The following is a 26386-nucleotide window of genomic DNA, read 5'->3' on the forward strand; positions in this document are numbered from 1 at the left end:
GGGCAGGGCGTGACGATCGTCGATGCGCTGGCGGTGCCGAGAAGTTAGCGAGCCATCTCCCGAGCGTCGTCCCGGGCTTGACCCGGGACCATACGCCGCGGCCCGCGGAAAGGGCACAAGGGGAGACGGCTTGTCTCGCCACTCCCATCGGTGGCTACGGGTCCCGGCTTTCGCCGGGACGACCGTGTTGATAGAGCAGCGCTTGCGGTCTCACCGGCCCTTGAAGTTCGCGACGCGGCGCTCGGCGGTGGCTTTGACGCCTTCCTTGAAGTCTTCGGTCGCGCGCAGCTTGGTCTGCTCTTCGAGCTCATGGTTGGTCGCGGCGAGCACGCGGTCGGCGAGGCCGGCGCGCATGGTGGCGCGGGTTGAGACCAGGCCGAGCGGCGAGCATTCGGCGATCTCCTGCGCGAGCTTCATCGCCTCGGCGCGCACTTGGTCCTGCGGCACCAGCACGTTGGCGAGACCCCAGCGATAGGCCTCTTCGCCGGTGACGCGGCGGCTGGTGTAGAACATCAGCTCGGCGTTGTTCTTGCCGATCAGTTCCGGCAGCGTGGTGGTGAGGCCGAAGCCCGGATGGAAGCCGAGCTTGGTGAAGTTCGCCGCGAAGCGCGCCTCGGGGCAGGCGACGCGGAAGTCGGCCGACACCGCAAGGCCGAGGCCGCCGCCGATCGCGGCGCCGTGGATCGCCGCGACGATCGGCTTCTTGTTGCGGAAGATGCGCACCGCTTGAACATAGAGATGGTTGATCGGCAGGTTCGAGGCCGGATCGCTCTTGGCGCGCTCTTCCTGTTCCTGGCGGACAGGATCGCCGAAATTGGCGCCGGCGCAGAACGCCTTGCCTTGGGCGGCGAGCACCGAGGCGCGGATCTCGATGTTGTTGTCGAACTCCTCCAGCGCGTCGGCGATCTGGTTGATCAGCGCGACGTCGAAGAAATTCAGCGGCGGCTTGCGGATCTCGATCAGGCCGACATGGCCGTGGGTTTCGACGCCGATATCAGTATATTTGGTCATGATCTGTCCTCGTTGAATTAACGCAAGCCCAAACCGCGGGCGATGATGCCGCGCAGCACTTCGGTGGTGCCGCCCTGGATCGTCAGCTTGGGCGCGGTCTTGATGGCGAAATCGAGCTGCTTTTCCAGCGTCTCGCGATTGGTCGCGGTCTCCTCGACGAACGCCGCGAGATCGCGGACGCGATGCGGCAGCTGCTGCTCCCACACCGTGCCGATGTCCTTGACGATGGAGGCCTCCACGACCGGCTCCTTGCCGGCCTGCAGCATGCCGGCGACCGACACCGACATGCGGCGCATGGTGTGCACCTGCGCCACCAGGCGGCCGATGCCTTCGGCGCTGCGGGTGTCCGGGTTCTTGCCGACGGCGCGCACGAGCTCGGTGAGCACGTAATAGGTTTCGAGGAAGCGCTCGGGGCCGGAGCGTTCATAGGCGAGTTCGGACGTCGCCTGCTTCCAGGCGCCGTCGACTTCGCCCAGCACGTGATCGTCGGGTACGAAGTAGTCGGTGAACACCACTTCGTTGAATTCGAACTGGCCGGTGATCTGGCCGATCGGATTCACCTGGATGCCGGGCTGCTTCATCTTGACCAGGAACTGGGTCAGGCCGTGGCGGCGGTTTTCCTTGGTCGGCGGCGAGGTCCGGAAGATCGCGATCATGTAGTCGGCGATGTGCGCCGACGAGGTCCAGATCTTGGTGCCGTTGATCAGATAGCCGCCATCGGTCTTGGTGGCGCGGGTCTTCGCCGCGAACAAATCGGAGCCGGAGTTCGGCTCGCTCATGCCGATCGCGAAGCAGACCTCGCCGCGGCAGATGCGCGGCAGGATATCCATCTTGATGTGCTCGGGCGCGTATTTCAGAAGCACCGGCCCGCTCTGGCGATCGGCGACGAAGAAGCGCCGGGTCGGCGCGTTCGCCACCCGCATCTCCTCGGTCACCACATAGCGTTCGAGGAACGAGCGTTCCTGGCCGCCATATTTCTTTGGCCAGGTCATGCCGAGCCAGCCCTTGGCGCCGACGCGGCGGGAGAATTCCGGCGCGTCATTGTCCTCGCGGTTCGGCGCGTGGGGATCGAAGGTGCCGGCGGCGATTTCCTCGGCGAGGAAGGCGCGCACCTCCTTGCGGAGCTGCTCGCACTTTTCCGGCAGGCGGATCGGATCGAAACGAAGGGCTGCAGTCATGATGTCCAGTCCTGATCTTTCTGCCTGATCTCAGCGCGAAGCCACCAGAGGCCACAATTCATCGGCGCCACGCTCGGCGACGAGCTTGCCGAGCTCGACCGCCCAGTAGCTCTCCGAGCCGAAATCGTCGCGCCACGCCAATGCGCGCAGCGAATAACGGTGCAGGATGTGCTCGTTGGTGAAGCCGATCGCGCCATGCACCTGGTGCGCGATGCCACTGCCTTTCTCGGCGGCTTCCGAACAGCGAATCTTGGCCGCCGCCGCTTCGAGGAACACCGCGTCATTGTCGAACGATGCCGCACTGGCGATGGTGTCAGCCGCGGACGTCGCGGCGGCCAGCGCCGCGGCGGACTCGCCGGCGAGGCGGGCGAGGTTGTGCTGCACCGCCTGGAACTTCGAAATCTTCTTCTCGAAGGCGACGCGTTCGTTGGAATAGCGCACCGAGATGTCGAGCATCGCTTCCAGCGCGCCTGCGATCTGGAGCGCCCGCACCACCCCGCCCATCAGCATCAGCGTGGTCTGGTCAAAACCCTTCGGCGCCGATTTGGTCGTGACCGGCTGCACCTTGTCGAGCGTGACGGTGTCGTTGTGATCGCCACCGAGCCCGATGCCGGATTCGATCCGGCACTTCGCGGCATCGACCAGCGCGATCGAGATGCCGCCATTGCCGCTCGCCAGCACCGCGAAATGTTTCGCGTCTTTCGCGAACGGTACGCCGCGGGCGCGACCGGAGAGCGAGCCGTCAGCGCCAACCGTGACGCGGTCCTTCGGGCTTGCCGGCAGCACGGTCATCTCGCCTTCCGGGGAGGTGATCTTGGCTTGCGTCAGCAGCCAGCCGGCCAGCATTGTTTCGGCCAGCGGAACAGCGATCGCATGCCGTCCGGCGACGTTGAGGACGCTGAAACCTTCCGCGAGACTGGCGCCGGAACCACCGAGATCATCGGGCACCCAGGACAGCGGCAGGCCGGCTTCGGTCAGCGCCCGCCACAGCGGCGCCTTCCATGCGCCGTGCTTGTCGTGATTGATGGTTTGGGCATCCGCGAGATCGGCGAAAATCTTTTCCGCGGTCTCGGCGACGATGTTCTCACTCTCCGCCACAGCGTTCCTCGTGTTGATTGGCTTGGGGCTCGCCGTTCGGCTGGCCCTGCTTGCGATGTTGTCTTGCGCTCAATGATGCGGAAAAGCCATAGCCGTGACAAGCGTTGCCCGCAGGGCCACTTGCGCGGATGGCATGAAGCCGGACGAGGCGCATGAATTCCGCATAGTGAACTTTCGACCGCCCCGGTTTGTATGCCACGCGCGGCAGTAAATTGACGGGCAACATGCGTTCAGTCCGCCAGATGAAACTCGATCGCCTTCCGCATCAGGTCGGCGAACTCGGTTTCCTGGGTGACCAGCGCATCGTTTAATCCGGCCACGCACAGCACCAGCGGCTCGTTCGATTCCGCTGATGGCGGCAGGTTCATGGCAACGGCGCCGGCGCCCGGCGTGACCAGGCCGAGCGAGAAGGCATGCCCCTTGGCGCGGACCTTCTTCAGCTCCAGCAGCAACGCCTTGATGTCGATCTGCCGATCAGGTCGCGGCTCGTTGGCGTTGATCAGGCGCACCAGGCGGCGGACCTCCTTGTCCGGATAGGCCGACAGCAGCGCGTAACCCGATGCGGATCGCGCAAGCGGCCGCAGCGTTCCGGCCTTGACATAGAGCCGCATCGGCAGTCTGGCCTGAACGATATGGACATATTGCGCGCTGAGCCCGTTGCGCACCGCGAGCATGATGGTCTCCCCGGTTTTCTCGGAGAGCTCGTTCATCAGATTGATCAGGCGCCCCCGCGTGAACAGAGCCGGGCTCAGCCAGTGCCCCAGCATCGAGATCCGCGGCGTCGGGATATAGGTGCGGCGGCTGGTGTCGTAATGCAGATAGCCGAACGCGGTCATCGTCCGCATCAGCGCCGAGGTGCTGGACTGCGGGAATTTGAGCGCGGCTGCGACCTCGATGGCGGAAGCGGCGCGCTGGTGCTCCTCGAAGAATTCGAGCACGTCGAACACGCGCCGCGCCGACTTGACCGCATTGTCCATCTTCGGCAGGTCGCGCGAGGTATCACCGGGGAAATCGGGGCCGTCGAAAGACCGCAAGCCGGCGGTCGCGCCGGCTTTCGCTGCATCTTTCTTCGCCACCGGCATCGCTATCGTCCCTGCTGTGCCACCCGCCGCTTCAGCCACCAGCCATATTGCTCGGGCCAGCTCGTCCACTCGGGATCGCATCCGAGCGCGAGTGCCGTCTGCGCGGGCCAGTTCGGATTCCACAGCAGTTCGCGGCCGAGTGCAATAAGCGTCGCCTTGCCGTCCCGCAAGATGGCTTCGGCGTAGTCCGGCTCGCGGATCAGCCCGACCGCGACCGTCGGCATGCCGGCCTCCTTCTGGATGCGCTCGGCGAACGGCACCTGGAAGCCCGGGGTGCGTGACACCAGCGAGTTGCCGCGCGGCAGCTTCATGCCGCCCGAAGAGCAGTCGACCATGTCGATCCCGATCGCCTTCAGCTCGGTGGCAAATGCGATCGAGTCTTCGATCGACCAGCCGATGTCGACGCCGTCGACCGACGAGATGCGGACGAAGGCGGGCAGGTGGTCGGGCCATTCCTCGCGCATGATGCCTGCGATCCGCAGCGGCAGGCGCATGCGATTTTCGCGCGACCCGCCGTATTCGTCGTTGCGGTTGTTGGCCAGCGGCGACAGGAAGGAGTGCATCAGGTAGCCGTGCGCGCAGTGCAGCTCGATGACGTCGTAACCGGCAGCCCTGGCACGGCGAAACGCCTGGCGGTAGTCGTCCACCAGGGCATCGATCTGCTCTGACGTCAGCATCTGCGGTGCCGGCCAGCCGTCGTCGAACGGAATGCCGCTCGAGGCCGCGATCCGCCACGGGCCTTCACCGCGGGCCGTGATGTCGGCTTCGCCGAGCGGATTGCCGCCTTCCCACGGCCGCTGCGCCGAGCCCTTCCGGCCGCCATGTGCGATCTGGATCGCGGCCTTGGCGTTGAAGCTGTGGATCAGCGCGGCGAGGGCGGCATGATCTGCGATGTGCGTATCATCCCAGATGCCGAGGCAGCCATGGGTGATGCGTCCCTGGATGTTCACCGAGCTCTGCTCGACGAACACGAGGCCGGCGCCGCCGGCGGCGAGCTTGCCGACATGCGCGGTGTGCCAATCGGTCGCGCGCCCGTCCTGCGCCGAATAGGTCGCCATCGGCGAGACCATGATCCGGTTCTTCAGTTCGAGGTCGCGGAGTTGCAGCGGGGTGAAGAGCAGCGGCAGTTCGGTCATGCGATATCCAGCCTTGCTTGTGATGTCTTGCCTGTGGTCCTGCGAATTCGTGAGAGCATCATTTCTTCAGCAGCGGACATGCGCTCTCCTCCGGCGTCGCAAATGCCTCCTTGCCCGGGATGACCTGAACCAGCTTCTCGTAGTCCCAGGCGCCCTTGGATTCGGCCGGCGATTTCACCTGCACGAGATACATGTCGTGGATCAGCTGGCCATCCGCGCGCAGGAAGGCATTGCGGGCAAAGAAGTCATCGATCGGCATGTCCTTCATCTGCGCGATCACCTTGGGACCATCGTCGGTGCCGGATTTCTCCACCGCCTTGAGGTAATTCATGACTGCGGAGTAGAGCCCGGCCTGCACCATGGTCGGCCGCTTGTTGGTCCTGGCCATGAAACGCGCGGCGAAGTCGCGGGTCTTGTCGTCGAGATCCCAATAGAACGCGGTCGCGAGTTGCAGCCCCTGGGCGGCCTGCAAGCCGATCGCGTGGATGTCGCTGGTCTGCATCAGGAAGGCCGCCAGCTTCTGCTGCTGCGCCAGCCCGAATTCCTGCGCCTGCCGGATCGAATTGGCGAGGTCGCCGCCGGTGTTGGCGAAGGCGATCACATCCGCCTTCGAGCTCTGGGCCTGCAGCAGATACGACGAGAAATCCATGCTGTTGAGCGGATGCCGCACCTCGCCCGCGATCGTGCCGCCGACCTTCTCCACGGTCTTGGCTGCATCGTTGCGCAAAGCGTGCCCGAAGGCGTAGTCGACCGTGACGAAGTACCAGCTCTTCGCGCCTTCCTTGGCCAGTGCCCGAACTGTGCTGTTGGCGAGCGCATAGGTGTTGTAGGTCCATTGCACCGAATTGGCCGAGCAGCCCTTTCCGGTCAGATCGGAGGAGCCGGCCGACGACACCAGCATCGCCTTGTTCTTCTGCTTGGTGAGTTCGAGCACGGCGAAGGCGACGGCGGAGTTGGCGAAATCGACGATGACGTCGACATTCTCCTGCTCGTACCAGCGCCGCGCGATGCCGGCGCCGATGTCGGCCTTGTTCTGATGGTCGGCATCGACCATCGCGATCGGCTTGCCCAAAACCTTGCCGCCGAAATCCGCGATCGCCATCCGCACCGCCTCGACCGCACCGGGGCCGGCAGCGTCGGCATAGAGGCCGGCCTGATCGGTCAGCACGCCGATCTTCACCACGTCGTCGGAGATCTGCGCGTGCGATGGCGCTGCTGCGAAGGTGGCCGACAGGATTGCAGCGCCCGCGGCGATCCATCCGTAACTCGATGTCATTGTCCCTGGTTTCCTCTAGTTCGATTGCCTTATGGCGTTGGTCTTTTCTTGCCGCAGGTCGATCATGCCGGGATGCGACAGCGGGTCTTTGTCCGGGCCGAGCAGCGTGTGCTTCTGGATCTTGTTGGTCGAGGTCAGCGGCAGGTCGCCGACGAAGGCGATCCACGCCGGCAGCTTGAACGGCGCGAGGCGCTCGTGGCAGAAGTGGAAGATGTGCTGCGCAAGTTCGCGCGAAGCGGCGGCGCCGTCGTTGATGACGATGAAGGCCGCAACCTCCTCGTCGCGGATCGGATCGCGCGCGGCGACGACGGCCGCCTGTTTGACCAGGTCGGATGTTGTCAGGACGGCCTCGATCTCCGCCGCCGAGATGTTTTCCCCGGCGCGCCGCACCAGATGCTTCAGCCGGTCGACGAACACGAACGCGCCATCCTCGTGCTGCCAGGCGCTGTCGCCGGTATGAAACCAGCCACCGCGCCAGGCCTGCTCGGTGGCCTCGGGGTCTTTCAGATAGCCCGAGAAGAAGCCGCGCCGCGGCGTCGGTGCCGAATGGCGCACGCAGAGTTCGCCGACCGCGCCCGGCGGCAGCGCATTGCCGTCGGCATCGAGGATGGTCATCTCGAGGCCCGGTACGCTGCGGCCGATCGTGTTGGTTTCGAGATGGCGCGGCTCGGCCGTGTTGAAGGGGCTGCGTCCGGTCTCCGTCATGCCCCAGCCCTCGACGAAGGGGATGCCGAAGCGTTCGCGGGCTCGCGCGCGTTGCTCGGGGTTGGCGCCGACGCCCATCGAGAAGCGCAGCGCATGGGCCTTCTCGTCCGGCGTTTCCGGCTGGGCGAGCAGGGCCGCGACGATCACGCCGAGATAATGCAGCACGGTTGCGCGGCAGCAGACGATGTCGCGCCAGGCCGATTTCGCGTTGAAGCGCTCCGGCAGGATGAGGCAGCCGCCGGTCAGCATCATCGCGATCGGGGTCAGCGTCAGGCCGGCCATGTGGAATAGCGGCAGCGGGCTGTAGAGGCGCTCCGCTCCGGCATGATACGTTGCCTCGCCGCCGTGGCTGACGTACCAGCGGCCGGTCGAGACCACGTATTCGTTGGTGAGGATGCAGCCCTTCGGACGCGCCGTTGTGCCCGACGTGTAGAGCAGCGCGGCCTCGGTCTCGCTTCCCGGCTCGCCGGCGTGCGGTGGCGGTCGCCGGACAAGCGGGATTTTCTGCACACTCGCGCCGAGATCGTCGCCGGACACCTCGAGCACCGGCACCGCGCCGGTCAGTGCCTTCTGCAATTCCTTCTGATCGTGCAGCGTGACGATCAGGTCGGGCTCGGCATGCGCAATGAGATACGCGATCTCCGCCGCGCGATAGGCCGGGTTGATCGGAACGATCGAGACCCCGAGGCCGTTGAGCGCCAGCCAATGCACGATGAAATCCGGCCGGTTCTCCAGCAACAGGCAGGCGCGGTGTCCGTGACCGAAGCCGGCTGCGCGGTAGTGTTCGCGCAATGCGCAGACCTGCCGCGCAATGTCGCCATAGGACAGTTCGACGCCATCGGGAAAATAGCCGCGGTCGGGACGCGCGGGAATACAGAGGAAGGGTTTGAACGCTGCCGCATCTGCAGTCGCAGCGAACACGCTGAACACGGTGTACATCGTGACGAAGCTTCCCTCTGGCGGCCGCAGGTCGATGTCAACGATGCCGGTCCATAGAGAGCTGCTTCGTTGAGCGCGTTGCCGCGATCGCGGCGTTGCGCGGAAGCTATAAGGGCGGGTAATGTGCTGTCAAATTGATAATGAGTTTCCAAAAAACTCATATGTAGTTTGGGGCCAAATCGGGAGGTAACGAGATGAAGATGCATATGCTGTCGGGCGGGCGTTTGCGGATGTCCAGGCGGACCTATTTGCCTGATGCCGCACGCGGCGAGATGATCGATCTGCCGGTCGCCTGCGTGCTGTTGCGGCACACGCAGGGCAATGTGCTGTTCGACACCGGATGCCATCCCGATGTCGCGACCGATCCCGAAGGGCGGCTCGGCACGCTCGCCAAATACATGCAGCCGATCATGCCGGCAGACGATCATGTGCTGACGAGCCTGAAGGCCGTTGGCCTTGGCCCCGACGATATCGATGTGGTGATCTGCTCTCACCTGCACACCGATCATTGCGGCTGCAACGCCTTCTTCAAGAAGGCGACGATCTTCGTTCACGCGCTCGAGGTCGAGGCCGCGAACGCCGATAACGCGCTCGATCGCGGATACATCAAGGCGGATTGGGATCATCCGCTGAAGATGGAGATCTTCGACCGGCAGATGGATGTGTTCGGCGATGGCAAGTTGACGCTGGTCCCGCTGCCGGGACATTCGAAGGGAACGACCGGCGCGCTGGTCAAGCTGGATCAGAGCGGCGAATATCTGCTGGCGTCCGACTCGCTCAGCGTGCGCGCCAACCTCGATCAGCGGACCTCACCGCGCAACAGCCTCGATGTCGACCAGTTCCTGAACTCGCTCGACGAGATCGCCAGGCTCGAGGCATCCGGCGTCAAGATCATCTGCGGGCATGACGACGCACAGTGGGCCAGCCTGCAAAAGGGTCCGAACGCGTATACCTGAGGCCCTGTACGTGAGGTTTTGGCGCGGTTTGCAGATGGCATCCCGCGCGATATGGTATGCCGCCGCCGGAGTTCATCTGGCTCACAACAACAAGGAAAATGCAGATGTCCAAGGATGGTTTGTGCGCGATCGTGACGGGATCGGCATCGGGCCTCGGCGCCGCCACCGCGCAAATCCTCGCCACGCCGGGCGCGCGCCTCATCATCAACTATTCCAACAGCAAGGCGGAAGCCGAGGCGACCGCGGAAGCCTGCCGCAAGCAGGGCGCCGAAGTGCTGGTGGTGCAGGGCGACGTCTCGCGCGACGAGGACTGCAAGAAGATCGCAGCCGCTGCGCAGCGCTGGGGCCGCCTCGACGTGCTGGTCAACAATGCCGGCACCACGAAGCATGTGCCGCATCACGATCTCGACGGCCTGACGGCGGAGGATTTCCAGCGCATCTATGCCGTCAACACCATCGGCCCGTTCCAGATGGTCCGTGCCGTGCGCGCTCTGCTCGAGACCGGTGCAAAGGCATCCGGCCGTCCCTCGGCGGTGGTCAACGTCTCCTCGATCGCCGGCATTTCCGGCGGCGGTTCGTCGGTGGCCTATGCCGCGAGCAAGGGCGCGCTCAACACGATGACGCAGTCGCTGGCGCGCGCGCTGGCGCCGTTGATCCGCGTCAACACGGTGTGCCCGGGCTATATCGATACGCCCTGGTTCACCAAGGGCCGCGGCGAGGACGGCGCGAAGCAGGTGCGTGATACCGTGATCGCGCGTGTCCCGCTGAAGGTCGCGTCAACGGCCGAAGATATCGCCAATCTCGTCTGCTTCCTGGCGAGCCCGGCGTCGAGCAACATGACCGGCGAATTCGTCCGCATGGACGCCGGCATGCATCTCATTCAGTGAGCTAGCCATCCACGTCTTCGGAGTGGTTGCAGAAACGAAAATGCCCGGGCAGGCCCGGGCATTTTGATTTTGAACCAGTGTTCGGCTACGGCGTCACCTGTTGCCGATGTCCGGGATCACGCGCGCCGCGACCAGCCGGTTCCAGATGAACAGCACCACCAGCGCGCCGATCGTGGCGGTGATGAAGCCGGCGCCCTGTTCAGGACCGTAATGGCCGATGGCCTGGCCGATGAAGGTCGCGAGAAACGCGCCGACGATGCCGAGCACGGTGGTGAGAATGAAGCCGCTTGGATTGTTGGGTCCCGGCGACAGGAGCCGCGCAATGATCCCCGCGACAAAGCCGACGATGATGACCCAGATGATGCCGCCCATGACTGTCGTCCTCCTCAGATGGAATCAACCCGGCGCTAAAGCCGGCCGCTCAGCTCGTCGCCGCTCGGCAGCCGGCCGTCCGGCGTCAGATGATTGATCGCGTCGGGCAGATACTGGCTCAGGCCCTGCAGCAATTGGTCGCGCGACATGCCGCTCTGCGACGCCAGCGAGTCGATCTGGTCGGCGCCGAGAGCGTTGGCAAGATCGCCGGGCGCGATCTGCTTGTTGGGGCCGTTGCTGACCCAGGAATTGGCCGCGTCGCCGTGGCCCTTCTGCTGCAATTGGCTGAGCAGATCGCCGAGGCCGCCGCTGAGCACGGTGCCGGCTGCGCCGCCGGCGAGCAGGCCGCCAAGGCCGCCCTTGAGCAGATCACCGAGCCCGCCACCACCGGCGCCGCCGGGCAGGCTCGCGGTGACGTTGCCGGGGAGTGACGGCGCTTGCGCTGGCGTCGGCGGAGGGGCGGTTGCGCCCGGTTGGCCGCCGGAGAAATGCTTGACCGCCTTCCAGGCGAGCAACGCCAGGATAGCCATCGTCATCGGCGACATTCCGCTTCCGCCGCCGCTGGAGCTGTCGGATGGTGTGCTTGGCGCGCTTGGACCGCGTGGGCCGTTCTGCATGCCGTTGAGTACGTCGAGTAAACCCATGATCGTCTCCTGCCGCAACCGTGCCCCGAGCCGGAAACATAGCTTCGGGCCATGACGGTTACAAGGCGGGCCACCCGGGGCGGCGGCGCGTGGAAATAGGCAGGCAACCCCAGTTCTGCTATCGAGCTCTGCTATCGAGGTCTGCTATCGAGCCCTGATGAACGGACATTTAGCCAGATGAACGCGGACCGGCCGATCGCCATCGCGGGCGCCGGAAGCATCGGTTGCTTCGTCGGCGGCATGCTGGCTGCGTCCGGCCGCCGCGTCGTGCTGCTGGCGCGGCCGCGGTTGATCCAGGAGATCGCAGGCAACGGCTTGCGGGTCAGCAGTTTCGACGGCTCGGAGCGGATGGTATCCGCGGACCGGCTCGTTCTGTCCGACGATCCGTCGAGCCTGCGCCACGTCGAGACGGTGCTGGTGACGGTGAAGAGCGCCGATACCGCCGAGATCGCCGAATTGATCGCGCGCCACGCGGCTGCCGACGCCGCGGTGATCAGCCTGCAGAATGGCGTCGGCAATGTGCCGCTGCTGCGCGACCGCCTGCCGGGCCGCAAGGTGCTCGGCGGCATGGTGCCGTTCAATGTGGTCGCGCTCGGCGACGGCCGCTTCCATCGCTCGACCTCGGGCGACATCGTGATCGCGCAGGACGATGCCGGCACCGCCGCGCGGCTTTCGGCGCCGGGCCTTGCGATGAAGGCGACCTCCAACATCGACGGCGTGCAGTGGGGCAAGCTGATCGTCAATCTCAACAACGCGCTCAACGCGCTGTCCAACATTCCGCTGCGGCAGCAGCTCGCACAGCGCAGCTGGCGACAATTATTCGCCGACCAGATGGCCGAGGGTTTGGCCGCGATCCGTTCCGAAGGGATTGTGCCGGTGTCGCCGACGCCGCTGCCTTCGAGCTGGATGCCGGCATTGCTGCGGCTGCCTGACGCGCTGTTCGACATGCTGCTCGGCCGCACCATGAAGATCGATCCCGAAGCGCGCTCCTCGATGTGGGAGGATCTGCAACGTGGCCGGCGCACCGAGATCGACTATCTGCAGGGCGTGATCACCGCGATCGCGGATCGCCGCGGGCTGGAGGCGCCGCTGTCGAGACGTATCATCGCGCTGATCCGGAAGGCGGAGGCCGACGGCAAGGGGTCGCCGGGGCTGACGCCGGAGCAGATTCGCGATGGCCGCTGACCGTGAGCGCCGACGATCGTCTGGCATAGCGTTCGGACAACCGAGGAGGTGACATCATGAAACGATCCTGCATCATGCTGCTCACGTTTGCTGCGCTTGGCACCGTGCCGGTCCGCGCCGCGCCGCCGACCGTGACACCTTCACCAGGCTATGATGCGCGTTTGCAGGAGCAGCGCGCGGCGGCGGCGTCGAGCCAATCGGTCAGGCCTGCGCGCAAACCGGTCACGCATCGACACAACAAGCGCGGTCGCGCGCACTGATCCATTGCAGAGAAGACCTCAGATGAAGCTGCTGTTCCTCGCGCTCACCTTCGTGCTCGGCATCGCTACGACTGCCGACGCCGCCGACTATGCCGGTTCGATCAGTGCCTACCGACGCGCCAACGGCATGCCTGCGGTGAAGCTCGACGCGAAGCTGAATGCGATGGCGCTGAAGCAGGCGCAGGCGATGTCGGCGACCGGATCGGTCAGCCACTCCGCGGGCGGCAGCTTCTTCACCCGCATCGCGCCGCTGAAGAAGCAGCGCGCCGCCGAAAATATCGGCGCCGGTTTCATCGCCTTCGCCGAGATGCTGCAGCAGTGGGAGAACTCGGCGGGGCACCGCGAGAATCTGCTGATGCCGGGCGCGAAGCGCGTCGGCGTGGCCTTCGTCGACAATCCGAAGTCGCCGTACCGCAGGTTCTGGGCGATGGTGATTACCGATTGACCATAGCGTTTTCGAGCGAAGTGGACGCCGGTTCGCGTGAAGAAAACGCGTCAAAACAAGAATCTAGAGCACTTCGGTTCTGATTCAATCAGAACCGAAGTGCTCTAGCGTCAGTTTCGCTTCGCAACCTTGGTCGGCGGCGGAGATGCCGGCGTGAACAATTTCTTCAGGCCGTCCAATCCTTCGGAAAGCCGCGGCCATTCGCAGGAGAACGTACCCTTCACGCAACTCGCTGCCTGCGGCCGTACCCTGGGAAGAGGGGCAGCAGCAACCCGCGGCTTGACCGGCCGTGCGACCGGGGCCGGGACTTTCGCCGGCTCGCTGTGCACCGGCTCGCCGTGCAGTGACGCCTGCTGAAGCGGCGGCGGCCGCACCGGCTGCTTTTCCTGCCGCTCGAGCTGCTTGGCATTGAACGCCGCGACGATGCTCGAGCGGCGCTCCTTCTCGAGATAACCGGTATATTCCTGGTCGATCTTCCTCTGCTCGTCCGGCGTCGGATTGGGGCCGGCGATGTCGAAGCTGCGGTCCTGCATGAAGTCGTAATAGGTGTAGCCGCCGCCGGGCTTGCGGCGTCCGGCAAACTTGGCATTGCAGTCGGCGAGTTGCGCGGTCTTGTCTTCCCTGGACTTCGCCTTCTCGGCGAGGTCGGCGCAATCCTCAAAATCCTTCGGCGCGCTGCGCCACCATTGCGCGTGCGCGGTCGTCGGCGCCAGCGCGAACGCGGCGACAAAAGTGGCAATAGCCAACGTCGATGATCGTGACGGCATCACGGACATTGCAACCAAATCCGAACGACACAGAGTGACCAGATTGTCGCCATTTTAGTGACGCTTGTCACCCCGGAACCGGACGATTTCCCTGATCATTTAAGTCGCAGATCAGCCGTTGGGCTGATCGAGTAATCGCTGTACGCAATTGCAATTTATCAAGAATTCTTACCGTAACGGCGCGCCGGAAATTGGAACAATTCGCCTCGAATAGTTCATTTCACCCGGTGCAGCAATGCGACGAGTTCCGCCTGCCGATGCGTGCCGGTCTTCTGGAAAATCGTCTTGAGCTGATTGCGCGCGGTGGCAAGGGCAATGCCGGCTTCCCGTGCGGCCGCCTCGATCGAATCGCCGCGCGCAAGTCGCGTGGCAAGGCGCGCTTGCGCCGGCGTCAGCTCGAACGCCGCCGCCAGCAGCGCCTGATCGAATGCGGCGTTGCCCTCGAGATCACGGATCAACAGGATCGCGCGCGCGCCCAAGAACGGTGAGCGTGCGGCCGGAGGCACCGGCTGCATCTGGATCACGATCGGCCGCTTGTCGATCCTGCGCACCACGATCGGCGATGTCGGGAGCGGGTGCAGGTCCGAGCTGTGGGCCAGCAGATCGATCAGCCTGGTCAGATCGATATTGGCCTGCCGGTCGAGCAAAGTGAGGCGGTTGTTGCGGATCGCAAGTTCATGGCCGAGGCAGGCTTCCGCCTGGCTGTTCATGCCGATGACGGCGCCGAAGCGGCCGACGGCAATCGCCGCGACCTGGATCAGGTCGAGCGCGCTGGTGATGCCCGAGATTGCGGAGCGCCCGACGACGGTGGACAGCGTCGCGGCTTCGGTCAGCCGCGCCGATATTCTCGAGAGTGCCTTGACCTCGTCGGCATCGAACATGCCTTCCTTTGGCGTGCGCTGGATGCTGAGTGCCCACAATGCCGGGCCGGCGCGGAAGCCGATCCCCGCGAACCATTTCAGCCCGAACTCGCCGAGCGTGGCATAGAGCGGGTCGCGCAGCATCTCGGTTTCGCCGCCGAACAGGTCGGCGTCGGTGATGACGTTGGTGCCGGCGAGCATCAGCGGCACGCCGCGCGCCGCGCGAATGTCGGTGAGATGAAAATTCTGCGGGAAGTAGGTCTTGGTGAAATAGTCGGTGATCGATTGCGTGCGCGGAATGTCTTCGGTGCGGATATCGCTCTGAAGCATCGCAGCCCCGGTCGCGCCGACGGCCGCGCAGACCTCGTCCATAAAGGACGGCCAGGTCGCGGGATCGAGAACCACGTCGCCAAGGCGCGCGGTCACGTCGTCCAGCCTGTGCACGTCGACCAAAGGCTCAGCTCCGCCTGATGCTGTTTTTGTTGTTTCACAGGACGAAACAGGTCGGACCCGTTTGCTCCCGCTACCGTGCATAAGAAAGCCCGGACCGCCAGATATGCAAGCTAAATCAGCGGCACGGCCGAGGGGCGGGCCCGCAAACCCTGACGAAACATGATCGAAAATCGGCGAGTGGCGCGAGCCCACCGCTACAGCAAATGCAGATCCCGGCGGCGATCGGCCTCGGTCAATGCCACGCGGCAGAAGCTGGCGGCGATCGCGACGACGTCCTCGACGGCTTGCGGATATTGCTTCGAGACCCAGCGCAGCGCGATCGAGATGACCGCGCCGACCATGCCGATCGAGAGCAGCGTGGCAGCCGCGGCCTTGTCGCCGTGTTTGGGATCGAGCGTCGGCGGCACCAGGATGTCGCTGAAGACGCGCAGGGCGTCGAGCTTGACGGCGTCGACCGCCGGACTGATGCCGGAAATCTCGAGCAGGAAGACCCGCGCGGGCTTCGGGTGCTCCTTCAAACGCGTGAAATACAGCGTCAGCGCGGCGCGCAGCCTCATCTCGGCATCACCGCCGGCGGCCGCCGCGGCAGCCGTCATCTCCTCGTGGAGGTGGCCGACGACATGGTTGTAGGCGGCGATCAGCAGGGCTTCGCTGTTGGAAAAGGATTCGTAGAAATAGCGTTCGGTGAGCTCGGCCGCCTCGCAGATCGCCTTCACGGTGGCGACCCGATAGCCGACCTCGCCATAGACCTCGATCGCCGCATCGATCAGCTTCAGCCGCCGCTCGGCGCGGCGTTCCTCGGCGTCCATACCGCCATAGAGGCGGGCTTTCCGGCTGCTTGCCATGAAATGTGTATTGACACGCGCCATTGTCAGATGTCAAGTTATCTGACAATACAGATTGTCAATTCTGTCGCGGGAGGGTCAGGGCATGTCTGCTCATTTCGACGTGTTGATCGTGGGTGCCGGGCTGTCGGGCATCGGTGCCGCCTATCATCTGCAGGCCAACTGCCCGGACCGCAGCTACGCCATTCTCGAAGGCCGCGATTGCATCGGCGGGACCTGGGACCTATTCCGCTATCCCGGCATCCGCTCCGACTCCGACATGTACACGCTCGGCTATTCGTTCCGGCCCTGGACCGAGCCGAAGGCGATCGCCGATGGCCCGTCGATCCTGAATTATGTGCGCGAGACCGCGCGCATGTACGGCATCGACAAGAACATCCGCTTCAACCACCGCGTGGTGCGCGCCGACTGGTCGTCGGCCGACTCGCAATGGACAGTCGAGGTCGAGCGCGGGCCGGAGAAGACGATCGAGCGTCTCACCTGCAGCTTCCTGTTCATGTGCAGCGGCTACTACAAGTATGAGCACGGCTACACGCCTGACTTCCCCGGCATCGCCGATTTCGCCGGCCGCGTCGTCCACCCGCAGAAGTGGACCGATGACATCGACTATGCCGGCAAGAACGTGGTGGTGATCGGCAGCGGCGCGACCGCGGTGACGCTGGTGCCGGAAATGGCCAAGACCGCCGCCCATGTCACGATGCTGCAGCGTTCGCCGACCTATGTCGTGGCGCGGCCCGACGAGGACAAGGTCGCCAACTGGCTGCGGGCGCGGCTGCCCGCAAAACTCGCTTACGGCCTCACGCGCTGGAAGAACGTGCTGTTCGGCATGTATTTCTACCGGCTCTGCAAGCGCGATCCGGAGCGCGTGAAGAAGCTGATCCTCGGCGGCGTGCGCCACGCGCTTGGCCCCGATTACGACGTCGCCACCCATTTTACGCCGAGCTACAATCCGTGGGACCAGCGGCTCTGCCTGGTCCCGAACGGCGATCTCTTCCAATCGCTGCGCAGCGGCGGCTCGTCTGTCGTGACCGACCAGATCGAGACCTTCACGCGTGGGGGCATCAAGCTCAAGAGCGGCAATGTGCTCGATGCCGACGTCGTGGTGACCGCGACCGGCCTCGATCTTCAGGTGCTCGGCGGGCTCGAGATCAAGGTCGACGGCGTGCCGGTCGATCTGTCGAAGACCATGAACTACAAGGGGCTGATGTATTCGGGCGTGCCGAATCTCGCCGCGGCCTTCGGCTACACCAACGCATCCTGGACGCTGAAATGCGACCTGACCTGCGAATATGTCTGCCGCATGCTCAACCACATGAAGGCGAACGGCTACGCGCAAGTGACGCCGCGGCGGAACGATCCGACCGTGGCCGAACTGCCCTGGGTGGATTTCTCCTCGGGCTATATCCAGCGCGCCGCCGCCAGGTTCCCCAAACAGGGCTCGCGCCGGCCGTGGCGGCTCTACCAGAACTATGCGCTCGATATCATGACGCTGCGTTTCGGCTCGCTGAAGGACGAGGCGATCGAGTTTCTGCCGGCGCGCCGGGCCAGCGCGGCGAATGCTGCTGCGAATCCGGCCCGGCAGGTGGCGTAGCGCGCGCAGCGCCGAACTCAGCGCAACTTCGCGCCCGCCTCGAGCAGCGGTTCTGATTGGATCAGAACCGCTGCCCTAGCTTCTTGTTTTGACGCGTTTTCTTCACACGAACCGGCGCCCACTTCGCTCGAATACGCTCTAGTGTGGCGCGGGCTGGCGATCATTCGGCACCTCTGCTATGGGAGGGCGACGCCCGCATGCTTTGCAGCGGGCGGTGCGGTCCCGTAGCTCAGCCGGATAGAGCGACGGTTTCCTAAACCGTAGGTCGGAAGTTCGAGTCTTCCCGGGATCGCCATTTTTCCGATGAAAGAAACCCAACATTTACCGGCGTGCTTTGCGATTTCGCTTTTTGTACGGCCGTTGACGCGTCGGACCTCGCGAACCGTTCGGGGGCGTATTGGGGGCACGGCGCGAAGCGGGCGTGGGGTCGGATTGGAATAATGTCATGTCGTTGATGCCCTGCTTCAAGGAGTCCGAGGCCTTTCAGGAGGGCGTCATACTCGGGCGGTTGCTAGCCGGCTACGGCGAAGTCGAGACCTCGATGCTGAACTGCCTCGTCGACGTGGAAGGCCAGTTCGTCACTCCAATCAAGGAGCTGTTCGGCGTCAGGTCTGCCGAGCGTAGGATCACGATTGCGGGCAAGCTGCTCACGCCCGAATTGACCAAGGCGGGGCTACAAACTGAGCTCGCAAATGTGCTCGATGACATGGATTGGTGCCGGCAGATCAGGAACCAGTACGCGCACTGCACATGGTACTGGACCAGCCATGAAGGCCTGTGCTTCGTCAATCTTGAAGAGCTGGCGGGGCAGGGCTCATTCACGAGCCTCTTCGCCAACAAGCAGCCCATCGACGTCGCACTGCTGTCCGCCCAAGAAGACTTCTTCAACTACGTCAAGGAAAGCTTCTTCCATCTTGGGAGCGCGTATAAAGATTGGGACATGAAGCGGGTTGACTCTAGGCGAACAGTCTACGTTTTCCCGAAGCCTCAGCTGGTATCTCGCCCAGCTTTGCACAACTGAGATTATCGTTCGGGCGATCCAGAGATCGCCCGAACGCGCCGTATCAGTTTACGCCGAGCGTCTTGAAGCAGCGATCTGCTTGCTTCCGACGTGCGCCTTCTCCTTCAGCACGTGGTTCACAGCGCGCACGTTGATGACATAAGCAGCGGCGATCTGGTGCTGGTACTGACCGGCCCAATATCGCAGCCACACGTCGATGGCTTCGTCCTCAGTGAACTTGGTCTTGTTCAACGTCTCGGTCCTCGTATCGGACCCTTGACCTTTCCGAATCACAGACGCACTGTTACCTCTGGTGAACACAGAAGGTCTTAGGGCCTCAGGTGTGGACATGAAGACCGGGCAGCCTGGGGAGGTGTCGCCCGGTTTTTTCATGAGCAGGCGAATCGCCACCTACCAAGGTCAATTCTACGCATGCGGGAACCACGGAGTCCCGCTTTGTTCGCTTTTCCCGGTTATGCACAGGCCGCGACAGAGGTCTGGAAAACTCTGCTGCCGAGCAAGTGGCCGGTTGGCCGCCGCCGCCCACCGCGAGGCGCAGGTACCTGCGTTCCCGGTCTGCCGGGCGTCCGCCCCTCAGTTCACCCCAAATTAGGGAAAGCCCGGGACAATGGGGAGGGGGCCACCGGAAAACCGCGCGCATGCGAGCCAGCGTTCCAGAACGGGTTGAAGAGGGCGGCAGCGACGCCCTTCGCGATCCGCTGCGCTCGAAGGGCCGGCCGCTCGTTGTCGATGTCGACGAGGTGATGGTCCCGCGAAGCTCCTTCCCGGCGGATATCGCTTCCGAGATCGCTGGCCGCTTTCGCGCCGTCACCACGGCGATCGCCACCGCCTTGGGACTGGCAGCGCGTATTGCCGATGCATCGGGCTTCGATCCATCCCGCGCACGGTTCGACCACGACGTTGTGACCTTCCTTTTGCAGGTGCTGGGCGAAGGCCGCCCGGTCTATCTCTGTTCGGAAACCCATCCCGAGCCGTTCGTCAGCGCGGTTGCCCAGCATCTCGGCGTCTTCACAGCCTGGGCTGCCGCTTCGGGCGGCCGTTCGCCCGCTTCGCGGAGCGACGACCTGCCGCCCGTGCTCCGGCACGGCTTCGACTACATCGGCGGCGAAGCGGTTGCGCTGCCCGGCTTCGCGTCACGCGTGGCGGGCCCCGGTCGATCCGCCCCGGCTGCACCTGCGCCGGCCGGTGTGCGCAGCTGGCTGAAGCTGCTTCGGGTGCATCAATATGCGAAGAACGCTCTCGTGCTGGTGCCGTTGCTGACCGCGCATAAATTTGCATTCGGGTCGGCGGCGACGTCGCTGTTTGCGGTGATCGCATTCTCGCTCTGTGCGTCGGCCGCCTACATCCTGAACGACATTCTCGACATCAACGCCGACCGCGCCCATCCGGCCAAGCGCAACCGTCCGATTGCAAGCGGCGCCATCGCGGCGCCGCAAGCTGCCGGCGCGATGGCCCTGGCATTAGTCGCCGCGTTCGTGATCGCACTGTGCATATCGGTCGAATTCAGCGGCGTCCTGCTCGGCTATTTCGCGCTGACCACATCCTATTCATTGTGGCTCAAGCGCATTGCGATCGTCGACGTCGTCGTGCTGGCGACGCTTTACACCGTCCGCGTGATCGGCGGCGCGGTCGCGATCAGCGTGCCGATGTCGGAATGGCTGCTCGCGTTCTCGCTGTTCATCTTCATGTCGCTGGCGCTGGTGAAGCGCCATATCGAACTCGCGAGCCAGCCGGACGGCGCGGTGCTGGCTGCGCGCGGCTACCGGATCGAAGACAAGTCGATGGTCGCGATCCTCGCCGCCGCGTCGGGCTTCAATGCCGTCGTGATCTTCACGCTCTACATCTCGTCCGATACGGTTCGCGCGCTCTACAGCCATCCGCAACTGCTCTGGGCCTGCTGTCCGATCCTGATGTACTGGATCGGCCGCGTGATGCTGTTCGCGCAACGCGGATTGATCGATGATGATCCGGTGATGTTCGCGCTCCGCGATCGCGCCAGCTGGGTCGCGCTTGGCGCGATCGGCGTCATCATGCTCGCCGCCATCTAGCGATGCCGACCGTAGCGTTGTCAGGACGTGCAAGCGGGATCTCCGATCCAGGCGGGATTCGTCTCTCCGGCTGGGGCAACTATCCCAAAATATCGACCGAACTGCTGGCGCCGCAGTCGCCCGCAGCCGCACGGGATGATCTGCTCGGGCGCTCCGGCGTCGTCGCCCGCGGAGCGGGCCGCGCCTATGGCGATGCGGCGATCGGCACGCAAGCCACGATCTCGTCGCGCGGCCTGAACCGGATGCGGCGCTTCGATGCCGCGACCGCCCAGTTGACGATTGAAGCCGGCGTGACCATCGCCGACATCCTTGCCGCGTTCGAGCCGCGCGGCTTCTTCCTGAAAGTCGTGCCCGGCACGAAATTGGTGACGGTCGGGGGCGCGATCGCGGCCGACGTTCATGGCAAGAACCACCATCGCGACGGCGGCTTCGGCACGATCGTCGATTCATTCCGCCTTGCGTTGCCCGGCGGTGAGATCGTTTGCTGCTCAAGGTCGGAGAACGTCGCGCTGTTCGCGGCGACGCTGGGCGGCATGGGCCTGACCGGCATGATCCTCGACGCGACACTGCGGCTGCTTCCGATCGAGACGGCCTGGCTGCGGCAGGACACGCGCGTCGCCGGCAATCTCGACGCGGCGATCGATCAGTTGGAAAGCAACGCGTCCTCGACCTATTCGGTGGCATGGATCGACTGCCTTGCGCGCGGCGCGGCGCTCGGACGGTCGCTGGTCTATCTGGCCGAGCATGCCACGCGCCGCGACATCGATAGGTTGGGGCCCGACCTCGCGCCGTTCCCCAACCCTCGCACCCAGCGTCTGTCAGTGCCGGAGCTGTTTCCCGCTTGGTTGCTCAATCGCGCATCGATGCGGATGTTCAACGAGCTGTATTTCCGTCGCGGCGCCGCGCACCAGGGTGAGCCGCGGCTCGTCCACTGGAATCCCTATTTCTTTCCGCTCGATGCGATCGCCGACTGGAACAGGATCTACGGCCGGCGCGGCTTCGTGCAGTACCAATGCGTGATCCCGCTCGAGCGCGCCCGCCGCGTGCTTGCCGACATCCTGGATCGGGTGTCCCGGCGCGGCGATGCGTCGTTTCTTGCGGTGCTCAAGCAGCTCGGCGACGGCGGCGGGCCGATGTCGTTTCCGCTGCGCGGCTACACCCTGACGATGGACTTTCCCGTCAGCGACACGCTGTTCGCGTTTCTCGATCAGCTCGACGCGCTGGTGGTCGATGCCGGCGGCCGGCTCTACCTCGCCAAGGACGCGCGGCAATCCCGCGCGACATTCGAATCCGGATATCCCGGCCTTGCGGCCCTGCGGGACATCCGCCAGCAGACCGGGGCGACCACGCGCCTTGCGTCCCATCTTTCAGCACGGCTTGGAATTTGATGACCGGCACAAAATCAATTTTGGTGATTGGCGGCAGCTCGGATATCGGGCACGCGACTGCGCTGCGTTATGCGAAGGAGGGGTGGCGCGTGACGCTCGCCGCCCGCGATCTTGCGGCCGCGCAGCGCAACGCGGACGATATCAGGACGCGAAGCGGCGTCGACACAACGGTTCAGTCGCTCGACGTGCTGCAGACCGGGCAGCTTGCCGGCTTCGTCGCCGGCCTTTCCGTGCTTCCGGACACCGTCGTGTGCGTTGTCGGAGAACTCGGCGATCAACTGCGTGCCCAGACCGATCCCGAGCTTGCGACGACAATCATACGGACCAATTTCGAGGCCCCCAGCCTGCTGCTCGAACAGTTCGCGCAAGCCTTCGCGGCGCGCGGCTCGGGAACGATTGTCGGGGTCAGCTCGGTCGCCGGCGATCGCGGGCGGGCGTCGAACTACTACTACGGCGCGGCCAAGGCCGGCTTCACGCAATTCCTGTCCGGCCTGCGCAACCGCCTCGCGCTCGCGGGCAAGGTCCGCGTCGTCACCGTCAAGCCCGGATTCGTGCGCACCAAGATGACGGCGCATATGAAGCTGCCGGCGCCCCTGACCGTGCAGCCGGATCGGGTCGCGGAGGATATCTACCGGGCCGACGTGACGAGGCCGCGGGACGTGATCTATGTGGCCAGGCGATTTTGGCTCGTGATGGCGATCATCTGCGCGCTGCCGGAGACGATCTTCAAGCGGATGCGCATCTGACGCTGGCTTCGCTGATTGCTTCCGCTCTTGAGCTGCGTAGCAGCACAATTCCGACAATGAGCGCGATCAGCGGAATGATCGCGAAGCCGCCGATCGAGAGCGTGCCGAGTGACTGCGCACCCGGGTGAGCGGTCGTCATCTGCGTCGCTTGCAGGTAGCCGAACGCTCCGATCGGGATCGGCAAGGCGTAGATGATGCCTCGTTCCCACTCTCGCGCGCTCGCCAGCAGCGCCGGCAACAGCAGCGCCAGGCCGACGCTGAAGATCAGAAAGTCGTAGTCGTAGGCGTAAGGGCTGATGCAAACCGACACGATCGCAACCAGGCCGAGGCGCTCGCGCGCAGGTATCGCCCGGAAGGCGGCGATGAGAACGACGGCAAGCGCCAGGACCGCAACAGTGCCCTGGGCGACAAACGCTGTCGACGCGGACATCCCTGCCGTTCGCAACGCGGCATAGATCGAGATCATGCGATGCATCGGGTAATTCCCTTGCCCCAGGAACACCGACGAATCGCGCACGCTCTGCAGGAACGCGCTCCAGATCTCCGCGCCGAAAACCGCCGTGCAGATCGCTGAGCTGATCAGCACGACGGCGGCCGCAATTATCACCACGATCCAGGAACGCCGCAGCATGGCGTAGACCGCGAACGCGATGGCGAGATGCGGCTTGATGATCATCAGACCGAGGGCGGCCCCGGCGAGGATTGGCCGCTCTTCAAAAAACAGACAGACCATTCCGATCAGCGCGGCGGTCAACAGGCCGTTCTGTCCGCAGGCCAGCGTGATCCCGATGGTCGGAAAGAAGACGATGAGCAGGAGCACAAAGTTCTCGCCTGCGAGACGGCGCAGCACGGCAAGGTAAAGCGCCAGCGTCGAGGCGGCGAACAGCAGATAGGCAATCCCGACCGGAATCAGCGCGAACGGCGCCAGCAGCAGGCTGAACTGCGGCGGATAGGTCCACGACATGAAGCCATCGTGCCCGCCCGATGCCTCCCTCTGGATGACGATAAGCTTCGCGAACTGATAGGCCTGATCCACGGTGCCCAGCCACACCAGCTTTGCGGTGATGTAGAAGGCGGCAAAGTCGACGAGCTCGCGGCCATGCCCGAGCCCCACTTGGGTGAGCCACACCGCCTTGAAGACGATGGCGATGACCAGGAGCGCGAGGATTCCACGGATGTAGGCGGTCCGCTTCGACGTGGTCGACCGAATTGCTTCGAGGGTAGTTGCGAACATCAAGCCGGGCCCTGTTTCGGCCGTTCAGGCTAGGTCGAATAGGTTAAGCAGTCGAAAAATCGCGCAGGAGAGCGTGGTTCGGCGCCTGTCGCCTGACAGCCGCCGGGACACATCACATCGGCCCGTGCGGGCGTTGCCGGAACCGGGCGGTATCTTGGTGCAGGGGTGCGACTTTCGCTGGAGCTCCGTCGGCGGCAGTGATAACGGCTGGGGAAACCATCTCATGACGGGCCGCATGCCGAAACCTCCGCCTCCTTCCCATCGCGGGCCCAGCCCACCCCCGGCTCTGCAACGCGCCATGGTCGCGTTGCAGATGGGGCAGGTCGTCGAAGCCGAGCGGCTGGCGGCGGAGGTGTTGAAGGCAAACCGGACCGATGTCGGCGCGGCCTCGATCCTGGCACGGGCGCTGATGGCCCAGCGGCGCAACGAGGAGGCGATCGCGCCGCTCGAGCGCGCCACGCGCCGCGTCGAGGATGCCGGCCTCGAAACCCTGCTCGGCGCGGCACTCGGCGGCGCCGGTCGCCGCAGCGAGGCAATCGATCTGTTGCGGCGAACCACCGCGCGGCGGCCGCCGTTCCTTCCCGCATTTCAGGAGTTGGCAGGGCAATTGGCCGCGGCCGGCCGCTTCGACGAGGCGGTTGCCGTCATCGATAGCGCGCTTGCTCTCGCGCCCGCAAGCCTCGAATTGCAGCTCCTGCTCGCGCAGATCCTGCCCCATCGCAATGAGCGCGGCCGCGCGCGCGAGATTCTGGAGAAGCTGCGCACGGTGGCGCCGGGCCATCCCGATATTCTGGCCGCGCTCGCGCGCGTGCTGCTGCTCGATGGCGAATACGCGGCTGCGGCGGATCTCTACCGCCAAGTGCTGGCGCAGCGCCCCGACGATCCCCTGACGCGTACCAGCTTCTCCGCCTGTCTCCTGGAAATGGGCGACCGCGCTGCCGGCGAAGCCAATCTGCGTCTGGCGCTGCGCGGCCGGCCGCAAATGATCGGCCGCACCACGTCCGCGCTGGCCATGGCATCGCATGGCCGCTTCTTCTTCCGTCCCAGCGCAGTTGCGAAATTTCTGAGCTAAGCAAGGCTCGGGCAAATCGTGTCGCGAGACTGTGGGTCTATGATTCACAAGCGGCGCAACACACTCGGTGTCGTCCCTGCGCAAGCAGGGACCCATAACCACAGCTAGTCATTGTTGTGCGATCGTGGAATGACGAGTCTCGTTCACAATTCGGGCCGCGGAGTATGGGTCCCTGCTTGCGCAGGGACGACGAATGGAGGGAGCCGCCCCGAACGCGGCCACGCCCGCCCGCTCTAGGTCCGAAACTGGCGGCGATAGAGTCCGGGCTCGCGGGCCATCCTGTTGGACAGTTCCTGTGCGCGCGACGTTTCATCCGGCGTCATCGCCGCGGTCTGCGCGACCCAGTTTTCGCGCTTCACCGGGAAACATTGCGCAACCGGCGTGCCCTTGGGCAAGGTGCCGCTGAAATTGGTGTCGTGCCAGCGCGCCGGGAAATGAATCCAGCTGTCGTGAAACTGATCGCAATCGACCATGCCGGTCAGTGTGGTGAACGGCAGGTCGAACCGATTGACCGGATGGGTGAAGAACAGCGAGTAGCCCGCCGGCGCCTCGATGGTCCACAGATTGACGAACTTGATGAGGAAGCGGTCCTGTTCGAACAGCGGCGAGCCGATCACCTGGCTTTCGTCGTGGAATCCGACCGGCGAGCGCGGGAATTCGAGCACGCCCCCGGACGGAAGGTCGTTGTCCCATGTGATCTCGCCATTCTCGATCTTGAGATCGCAGACCAGCGGCATCAGGAAGCCCGATGTCATCGCATCGACGAATGGCGGGCAGCGCTTGACGGTATCCTCCTCGCGGTTGCTCATCGCATTGAAGGCCTGCGTCGGCATCGCCTTGAGCCATCCGGGAAGGCCCAATGACGCAGGCACTGGCGCTGGAATCTTACCCTCGAGCTCCGCTGGGCAGCGGAATTTGATGGCTAACGCTTCGTTGTTGTTGGACACGGTTTGGCCCTTGGTTCGTTCAGTGTCGGCAGCGCCCTTGCGCCAGTCGATGCTGATCTAGCACGCGATGAGGGGGCGGAGAAAGCAGCCGCATCTCGCGCAGCGCGAGCCGCGGTGTAGATCTATAAGTAGTTGTTATCATGACGGATAAGGTACGCCCTCAATTCTCCGTGCGGCGCGCATGCCGATCCCGTTTTGACGCGTCTTTTCGTTCGCCGGTGTGCAAGACTTTGCCGATAG

26 protein-coding genes and 1 tRNA gene are annotated in these 26386 nt (G+C 64.5%); 12 read left to right on the forward strand and 15 right to left on the reverse strand.

Going from position 1 to position 26386, the window contains the following annotated elements:
• Positions 1-210 precede the first annotated feature (210 nt).
• The 7 genes from AAFG13_RS28930 to AAFG13_RS28960 all read right to left on the reverse strand — a co-directional run bounded on the left by AAFG13_RS28930 (position 211) and on the right by AAFG13_RS28960 (position 8425).
• Positions 211-1011 carry an enoyl-CoA hydratase/isomerase family protein gene (locus AAFG13_RS28930; protein WP_212311886.1) on the reverse strand — a complete coding sequence of 267 codons (801 nt, stop codon included), beginning with the start codon at positions 1009-1011 and terminating at the stop codon, positions 211-213.
• 17 nt (positions 1012-1028) lie between these two features.
• Positions 1029-2189 (reverse strand): acyl-CoA dehydrogenase family protein, encoded by a 1161-nt coding sequence (locus AAFG13_RS28935; RefSeq protein WP_018269158.1) that lies wholly within the window; start codon positions 2187-2189, stop codon positions 1029-1031.
• 30 nt (positions 2190-2219) lie between these two features.
• Positions 2220-3287: an acyl-CoA dehydrogenase family protein gene (locus AAFG13_RS28940; protein WP_342708936.1), complete on the reverse strand. Its 1068-nt coding sequence runs from the start codon at positions 3285-3287 to the stop codon at positions 2220-2222.
• Between the two features lie 230 nt (positions 3288-3517).
• Positions 3518-4369: a helix-turn-helix domain-containing protein gene (locus AAFG13_RS28945; protein ID WP_342708937.1), complete on the reverse strand. Its 852-nt coding sequence runs from the start codon at positions 4367-4369 to the stop codon at positions 3518-3520.
• Positions 4370-4371: 2 nt separating this feature from the next.
• Positions 4372-5505: an NADH:flavin oxidoreductase/NADH oxidase gene (locus AAFG13_RS28950; RefSeq protein WP_342708938.1), complete on the reverse strand. Its 1134-nt coding sequence runs from the start codon at positions 5503-5505 to the stop codon at positions 4372-4374.
• Positions 5506-5563: 58 nt separating this feature from the next.
• On the reverse strand, positions 5564-6781 hold the full coding sequence (locus AAFG13_RS28955; RefSeq protein WP_342708939.1) for an ABC transporter substrate-binding protein: 1218 nt from the start codon (positions 6779-6781) through the stop codon (positions 5564-5566).
• Between the two features lie 15 nt (positions 6782-6796).
• On the reverse strand, positions 6797-8425 hold the full coding sequence (locus tag AAFG13_RS28960) for an AMP-binding protein (RefSeq protein WP_342708940.1): 1629 nt from the start codon (positions 8423-8425) through the stop codon (positions 6797-6799).
• Between the two features lie 194 nt (positions 8426-8619).
• Between AAFG13_RS28960 and AAFG13_RS28965 the strand changes: the two genes are divergently transcribed.
• Both AAFG13_RS28965 and AAFG13_RS28970 read left to right on the forward strand, forming a co-directional pair.
• The gene (locus tag AAFG13_RS28965) at positions 8620-9381 is read left to right on the forward strand and encodes an N-acyl homoserine lactonase family protein (protein ID WP_342708941.1); all 762 of its coding nucleotides are present in this window, start codon (positions 8620-8622) and stop codon (positions 9379-9381) included.
• A gap of 104 nt (positions 9382-9485) precedes the next feature.
• Entirely contained in the window at positions 9486-10268 is a 783-nt protein-coding gene (locus AAFG13_RS28970) for an SDR family oxidoreductase (RefSeq protein ID WP_342708942.1), read from the forward strand.
• A 93-nt stretch (positions 10269-10361) separates the two neighbouring features.
• On the opposite strand, the gene AAFG13_RS28975 is transcribed toward AAFG13_RS28970, so the two are convergent.
• Together AAFG13_RS28975 and AAFG13_RS28980 are read right to left on the reverse strand one after the other, a co-directional pair.
• Positions 10362-10640, reverse strand: coding sequence for a GlsB/YeaQ/YmgE family stress response membrane protein (locus AAFG13_RS28975; RefSeq protein WP_212311879.1), 279 nt, complete (start codon positions 10638-10640; stop codon positions 10362-10364).
• A 35-nt stretch (positions 10641-10675) separates the two neighbouring features.
• Complete coding sequence (locus AAFG13_RS28980; RefSeq protein ID WP_342708943.1) at positions 10676-11284, reverse strand: YidB family protein; 609 nt, start codon at positions 11282-11284, stop codon at positions 10676-10678.
• Between the two features lie 177 nt (positions 11285-11461).
• Here AAFG13_RS28980 and AAFG13_RS28985 point away from each other — a divergent pair, with 177 nt between their 5' ends.
• The 3 genes from AAFG13_RS28985 to AAFG13_RS28995 are packed head-to-tail and all read left to right on the forward strand — an operon-like array spanning position 11462 to position 13174.
• Positions 11462-12469, forward strand: coding sequence for a 2-dehydropantoate 2-reductase (locus tag AAFG13_RS28985; protein WP_342708944.1), 1008 nt, complete (start codon positions 11462-11464; stop codon positions 12467-12469).
• A gap of 56 nt (positions 12470-12525) precedes the next feature.
• Positions 12526-12729 (forward strand): hypothetical protein, encoded by a 204-nt coding sequence (locus AAFG13_RS28990; RefSeq protein WP_212311876.1) that lies wholly within the window; start codon positions 12526-12528, stop codon positions 12727-12729.
• Positions 12730-12751: 22 nt separating this feature from the next.
• Positions 12752-13174, forward strand: a complete 423-nt coding sequence (locus tag AAFG13_RS28995) for a CAP domain-containing protein (protein ID WP_342708945.1) — start codon at positions 12752-12754, stop codon at positions 13172-13174.
• Positions 13175-13284: 110 nt separating this feature from the next.
• Here the strand turns inward: AAFG13_RS28995 and AAFG13_RS29000 are convergent, their stop codons facing one another.
• From AAFG13_RS29000 to AAFG13_RS29010, 3 genes are all read right to left on the reverse strand, one after another.
• A complete protein-coding gene (locus tag AAFG13_RS29000) occupies positions 13285-13941 on the reverse strand; it encodes a hypothetical protein (RefSeq protein WP_212312916.1) in 657 nt (218 codons plus the stop codon).
• A 215-nt stretch (positions 13942-14156) separates the two neighbouring features.
• Entirely contained in the window at positions 14157-15254 is a 1098-nt protein-coding gene (locus AAFG13_RS29005) for a helix-turn-helix transcriptional regulator (protein WP_212311874.1), read from the reverse strand.
• Positions 15255-15448: 194 nt separating this feature from the next.
• Complete coding sequence (locus AAFG13_RS29010; RefSeq protein WP_342708946.1) at positions 15449-16123, reverse strand: TetR/AcrR family transcriptional regulator; 675 nt, start codon at positions 16121-16123, stop codon at positions 15449-15451.
• A 61-nt stretch (positions 16124-16184) separates the two neighbouring features.
• Between AAFG13_RS29010 and AAFG13_RS29015 the strand changes: the two genes are divergently transcribed.
• The 3 genes from AAFG13_RS29015 (at position 16185) to AAFG13_RS29025 (ending at position 18711) form a co-directional block, all read left to right on the forward strand.
• Positions 16185-17690 (forward strand): NAD(P)/FAD-dependent oxidoreductase, encoded by a 1506-nt coding sequence (locus tag AAFG13_RS29015; protein WP_342708947.1) that lies wholly within the window; start codon positions 16185-16187, stop codon positions 17688-17690.
• A 218-nt stretch (positions 17691-17908) separates the two neighbouring features.
• Positions 17909-17985 (forward strand) — tRNA-Arg (locus AAFG13_RS29020).
• Between the two features lie 150 nt (positions 17986-18135).
• Positions 18136-18711 carry a hypothetical protein gene (locus AAFG13_RS29025; protein WP_342708948.1) on the forward strand — a complete coding sequence of 192 codons (576 nt, stop codon included), beginning with the start codon at positions 18136-18138 and terminating at the stop codon, positions 18709-18711.
• A 48-nt stretch (positions 18712-18759) separates the two neighbouring features.
• Here AAFG13_RS29025 and AAFG13_RS29030 read toward each other — a convergent pair whose 3' ends face one another.
• On the reverse strand, positions 18760-18942 hold the full coding sequence (locus tag AAFG13_RS29030) for a hypothetical protein (RefSeq protein ID WP_342708949.1): 183 nt from the start codon (positions 18940-18942) through the stop codon (positions 18760-18762).
• Between the two features lie 407 nt (positions 18943-19349).
• Between AAFG13_RS29030 and AAFG13_RS29035 the strand changes: the two genes are divergently transcribed.
• From AAFG13_RS29035 to AAFG13_RS29045, 3 genes are read left to right on the forward strand one after another with little or no spacing between them, the layout of a single operon-like run.
• On the forward strand, positions 19350-20759 hold the full coding sequence (locus AAFG13_RS29035) for a UbiA family prenyltransferase (RefSeq protein ID WP_342708950.1): 1410 nt from the start codon (positions 19350-19352) through the stop codon (positions 20757-20759).
• Positions 20760-20776: 17 nt separating this feature from the next.
• Complete coding sequence (locus AAFG13_RS29040) at positions 20777-22147, forward strand: FAD-binding oxidoreductase (RefSeq protein ID WP_342708951.1); 1371 nt, start codon at positions 20777-20779, stop codon at positions 22145-22147.
• A complete protein-coding gene (locus tag AAFG13_RS29045; RefSeq protein WP_212311869.1) occupies positions 22147-22893 on the forward strand; it encodes an SDR family oxidoreductase in 747 nt (248 codons plus the stop codon). The genes AAFG13_RS29040 and AAFG13_RS29045 overlap by 1 nt, the downstream gene beginning before the upstream one ends.
• On the opposite strand, the gene AAFG13_RS29050 is transcribed toward AAFG13_RS29045, so the two are convergent.
• Positions 22874-24127 (reverse strand): glycosyltransferase family 87 protein, encoded by a 1254-nt coding sequence (locus tag AAFG13_RS29050; RefSeq protein WP_342708952.1) that lies wholly within the window; start codon positions 24125-24127, stop codon positions 22874-22876. The two genes, AAFG13_RS29045 and AAFG13_RS29050, sit on opposite strands and share 20 nt — an antisense overlap.
• Positions 24128-24425: 298 nt before the next feature.
• Between AAFG13_RS29050 and AAFG13_RS29055 the strand changes: the two genes are divergently transcribed.
• Complete coding sequence (locus AAFG13_RS29055; protein WP_092119914.1) at positions 24426-25199, forward strand: tetratricopeptide repeat protein; 774 nt, start codon at positions 24426-24428, stop codon at positions 25197-25199.
• A gap of 233 nt (positions 25200-25432) precedes the next feature.
• Here the strand turns inward: AAFG13_RS29055 and AAFG13_RS29060 are convergent, their stop codons facing one another.
• Positions 25433-26146 (reverse strand): hypothetical protein, encoded by a 714-nt coding sequence (locus tag AAFG13_RS29060; RefSeq protein ID WP_212311867.1) that lies wholly within the window; start codon positions 26144-26146, stop codon positions 25433-25435.
• Between the last annotated feature and the right edge of the window lie 240 nt (positions 26147-26386).

The organism is Bradyrhizobium sp. B124, assembly GCF_038967635.1.
GTDB lineage: Bacteria > Pseudomonadota > Alphaproteobacteria > Rhizobiales > Xanthobacteraceae > Bradyrhizobium.

Excerpts from the sequence above, each read along its gene's own strand:
- AAFG13_RS28930 (WP_212311886.1), bottom strand. The coding sequence starts at position 1,011 with ATGACCAAATATACTGATATCGGCGTCGAAACCCACGGCCATGTCGGC.
- AAFG13_RS28935 (WP_018269158.1), bottom strand. The coding sequence starts at position 2,189 with ATGACTGCAGCCCTTCGTTTCGATCCGATCCGCCTGCCGGAAAAGTGC.
- AAFG13_RS28945 (WP_342708937.1), bottom strand. The coding sequence starts at position 4,369 with ATGCCGGTGGCGAAGAAAGATGCAGCGAAAGCCGGCGCGACCGCCGGC.
- AAFG13_RS28950 (WP_342708938.1), bottom strand. The coding sequence starts at position 5,505 with ATGACCGAACTGCCGCTGCTCTTCACCCCGCTGCAACTCCGCGACCTC.
- AAFG13_RS28955 (WP_342708939.1), bottom strand. The coding sequence starts at position 6,781 with ATGACATCGAGTTACGGATGGATCGCCGCGGGCGCTGCAATCCTGTCG.
- AAFG13_RS28960 (WP_342708940.1), bottom strand. The coding sequence starts at position 8,425 with ATGTACACCGTGTTCAGCGTGTTCGCTGCGACTGCAGATGCGGCAGCG.
- AAFG13_RS28965 (WP_342708941.1), top strand. The coding sequence starts at position 8,620 with ATGAAGATGCATATGCTGTCGGGCGGGCGTTTGCGGATGTCCAGGCGG.
- AAFG13_RS28970 (WP_342708942.1), top strand. The coding sequence starts at position 9,486 with ATGTCCAAGGATGGTTTGTGCGCGATCGTGACGGGATCGGCATCGGGC.
- AAFG13_RS28975 (WP_212311879.1), bottom strand. The coding sequence starts at position 10,640 with ATGGGCGGCATCATCTGGGTCATCATCGTCGGCTTTGTCGCGGGGATC.
- AAFG13_RS28980 (WP_342708943.1), bottom strand. The coding sequence starts at position 11,284 with ATGGGTTTACTCGACGTACTCAACGGCATGCAGAACGGCCCACGCGGT.
- AAFG13_RS28985 (WP_342708944.1), top strand. The coding sequence starts at position 11,462 with ATGAACGCGGACCGGCCGATCGCCATCGCGGGCGCCGGAAGCATCGGT.
- AAFG13_RS28990 (WP_212311876.1), top strand. The coding sequence starts at position 12,526 with ATGAAACGATCCTGCATCATGCTGCTCACGTTTGCTGCGCTTGGCACC.
- AAFG13_RS28995 (WP_342708945.1), top strand. The coding sequence starts at position 12,752 with ATGAAGCTGCTGTTCCTCGCGCTCACCTTCGTGCTCGGCATCGCTACG.
- AAFG13_RS29000 (WP_212312916.1), bottom strand. The coding sequence starts at position 13,941 with ATGCCGTCACGATCATCGACGTTGGCTATTGCCACTTTTGTCGCCGCG.
- AAFG13_RS29010 (WP_342708946.1), bottom strand. The coding sequence starts at position 16,123 with ATGGCGCGTGTCAATACACATTTCATGGCAAGCAGCCGGAAAGCCCGC.
- AAFG13_RS29015 (WP_342708947.1), top strand. The coding sequence starts at position 16,185 with ATGTCTGCTCATTTCGACGTGTTGATCGTGGGTGCCGGGCTGTCGGGC.
- AAFG13_RS29025 (WP_342708948.1), top strand. The coding sequence starts at position 18,136 with ATGTCGTTGATGCCCTGCTTCAAGGAGTCCGAGGCCTTTCAGGAGGGC.
- AAFG13_RS29035 (WP_342708950.1), top strand. The coding sequence starts at position 19,350 with ATGCGAGCCAGCGTTCCAGAACGGGTTGAAGAGGGCGGCAGCGACGCC.
- AAFG13_RS29045 (WP_212311869.1), top strand. The coding sequence starts at position 22,147 with ATGACCGGCACAAAATCAATTTTGGTGATTGGCGGCAGCTCGGATATC.
- AAFG13_RS29050 (WP_342708952.1), bottom strand. The coding sequence starts at position 24,127 with ATGTTCGCAACTACCCTCGAAGCAATTCGGTCGACCACGTCGAAGCGG.
- AAFG13_RS29055 (WP_092119914.1), top strand. The coding sequence starts at position 24,426 with ATGGTCGCGTTGCAGATGGGGCAGGTCGTCGAAGCCGAGCGGCTGGCG.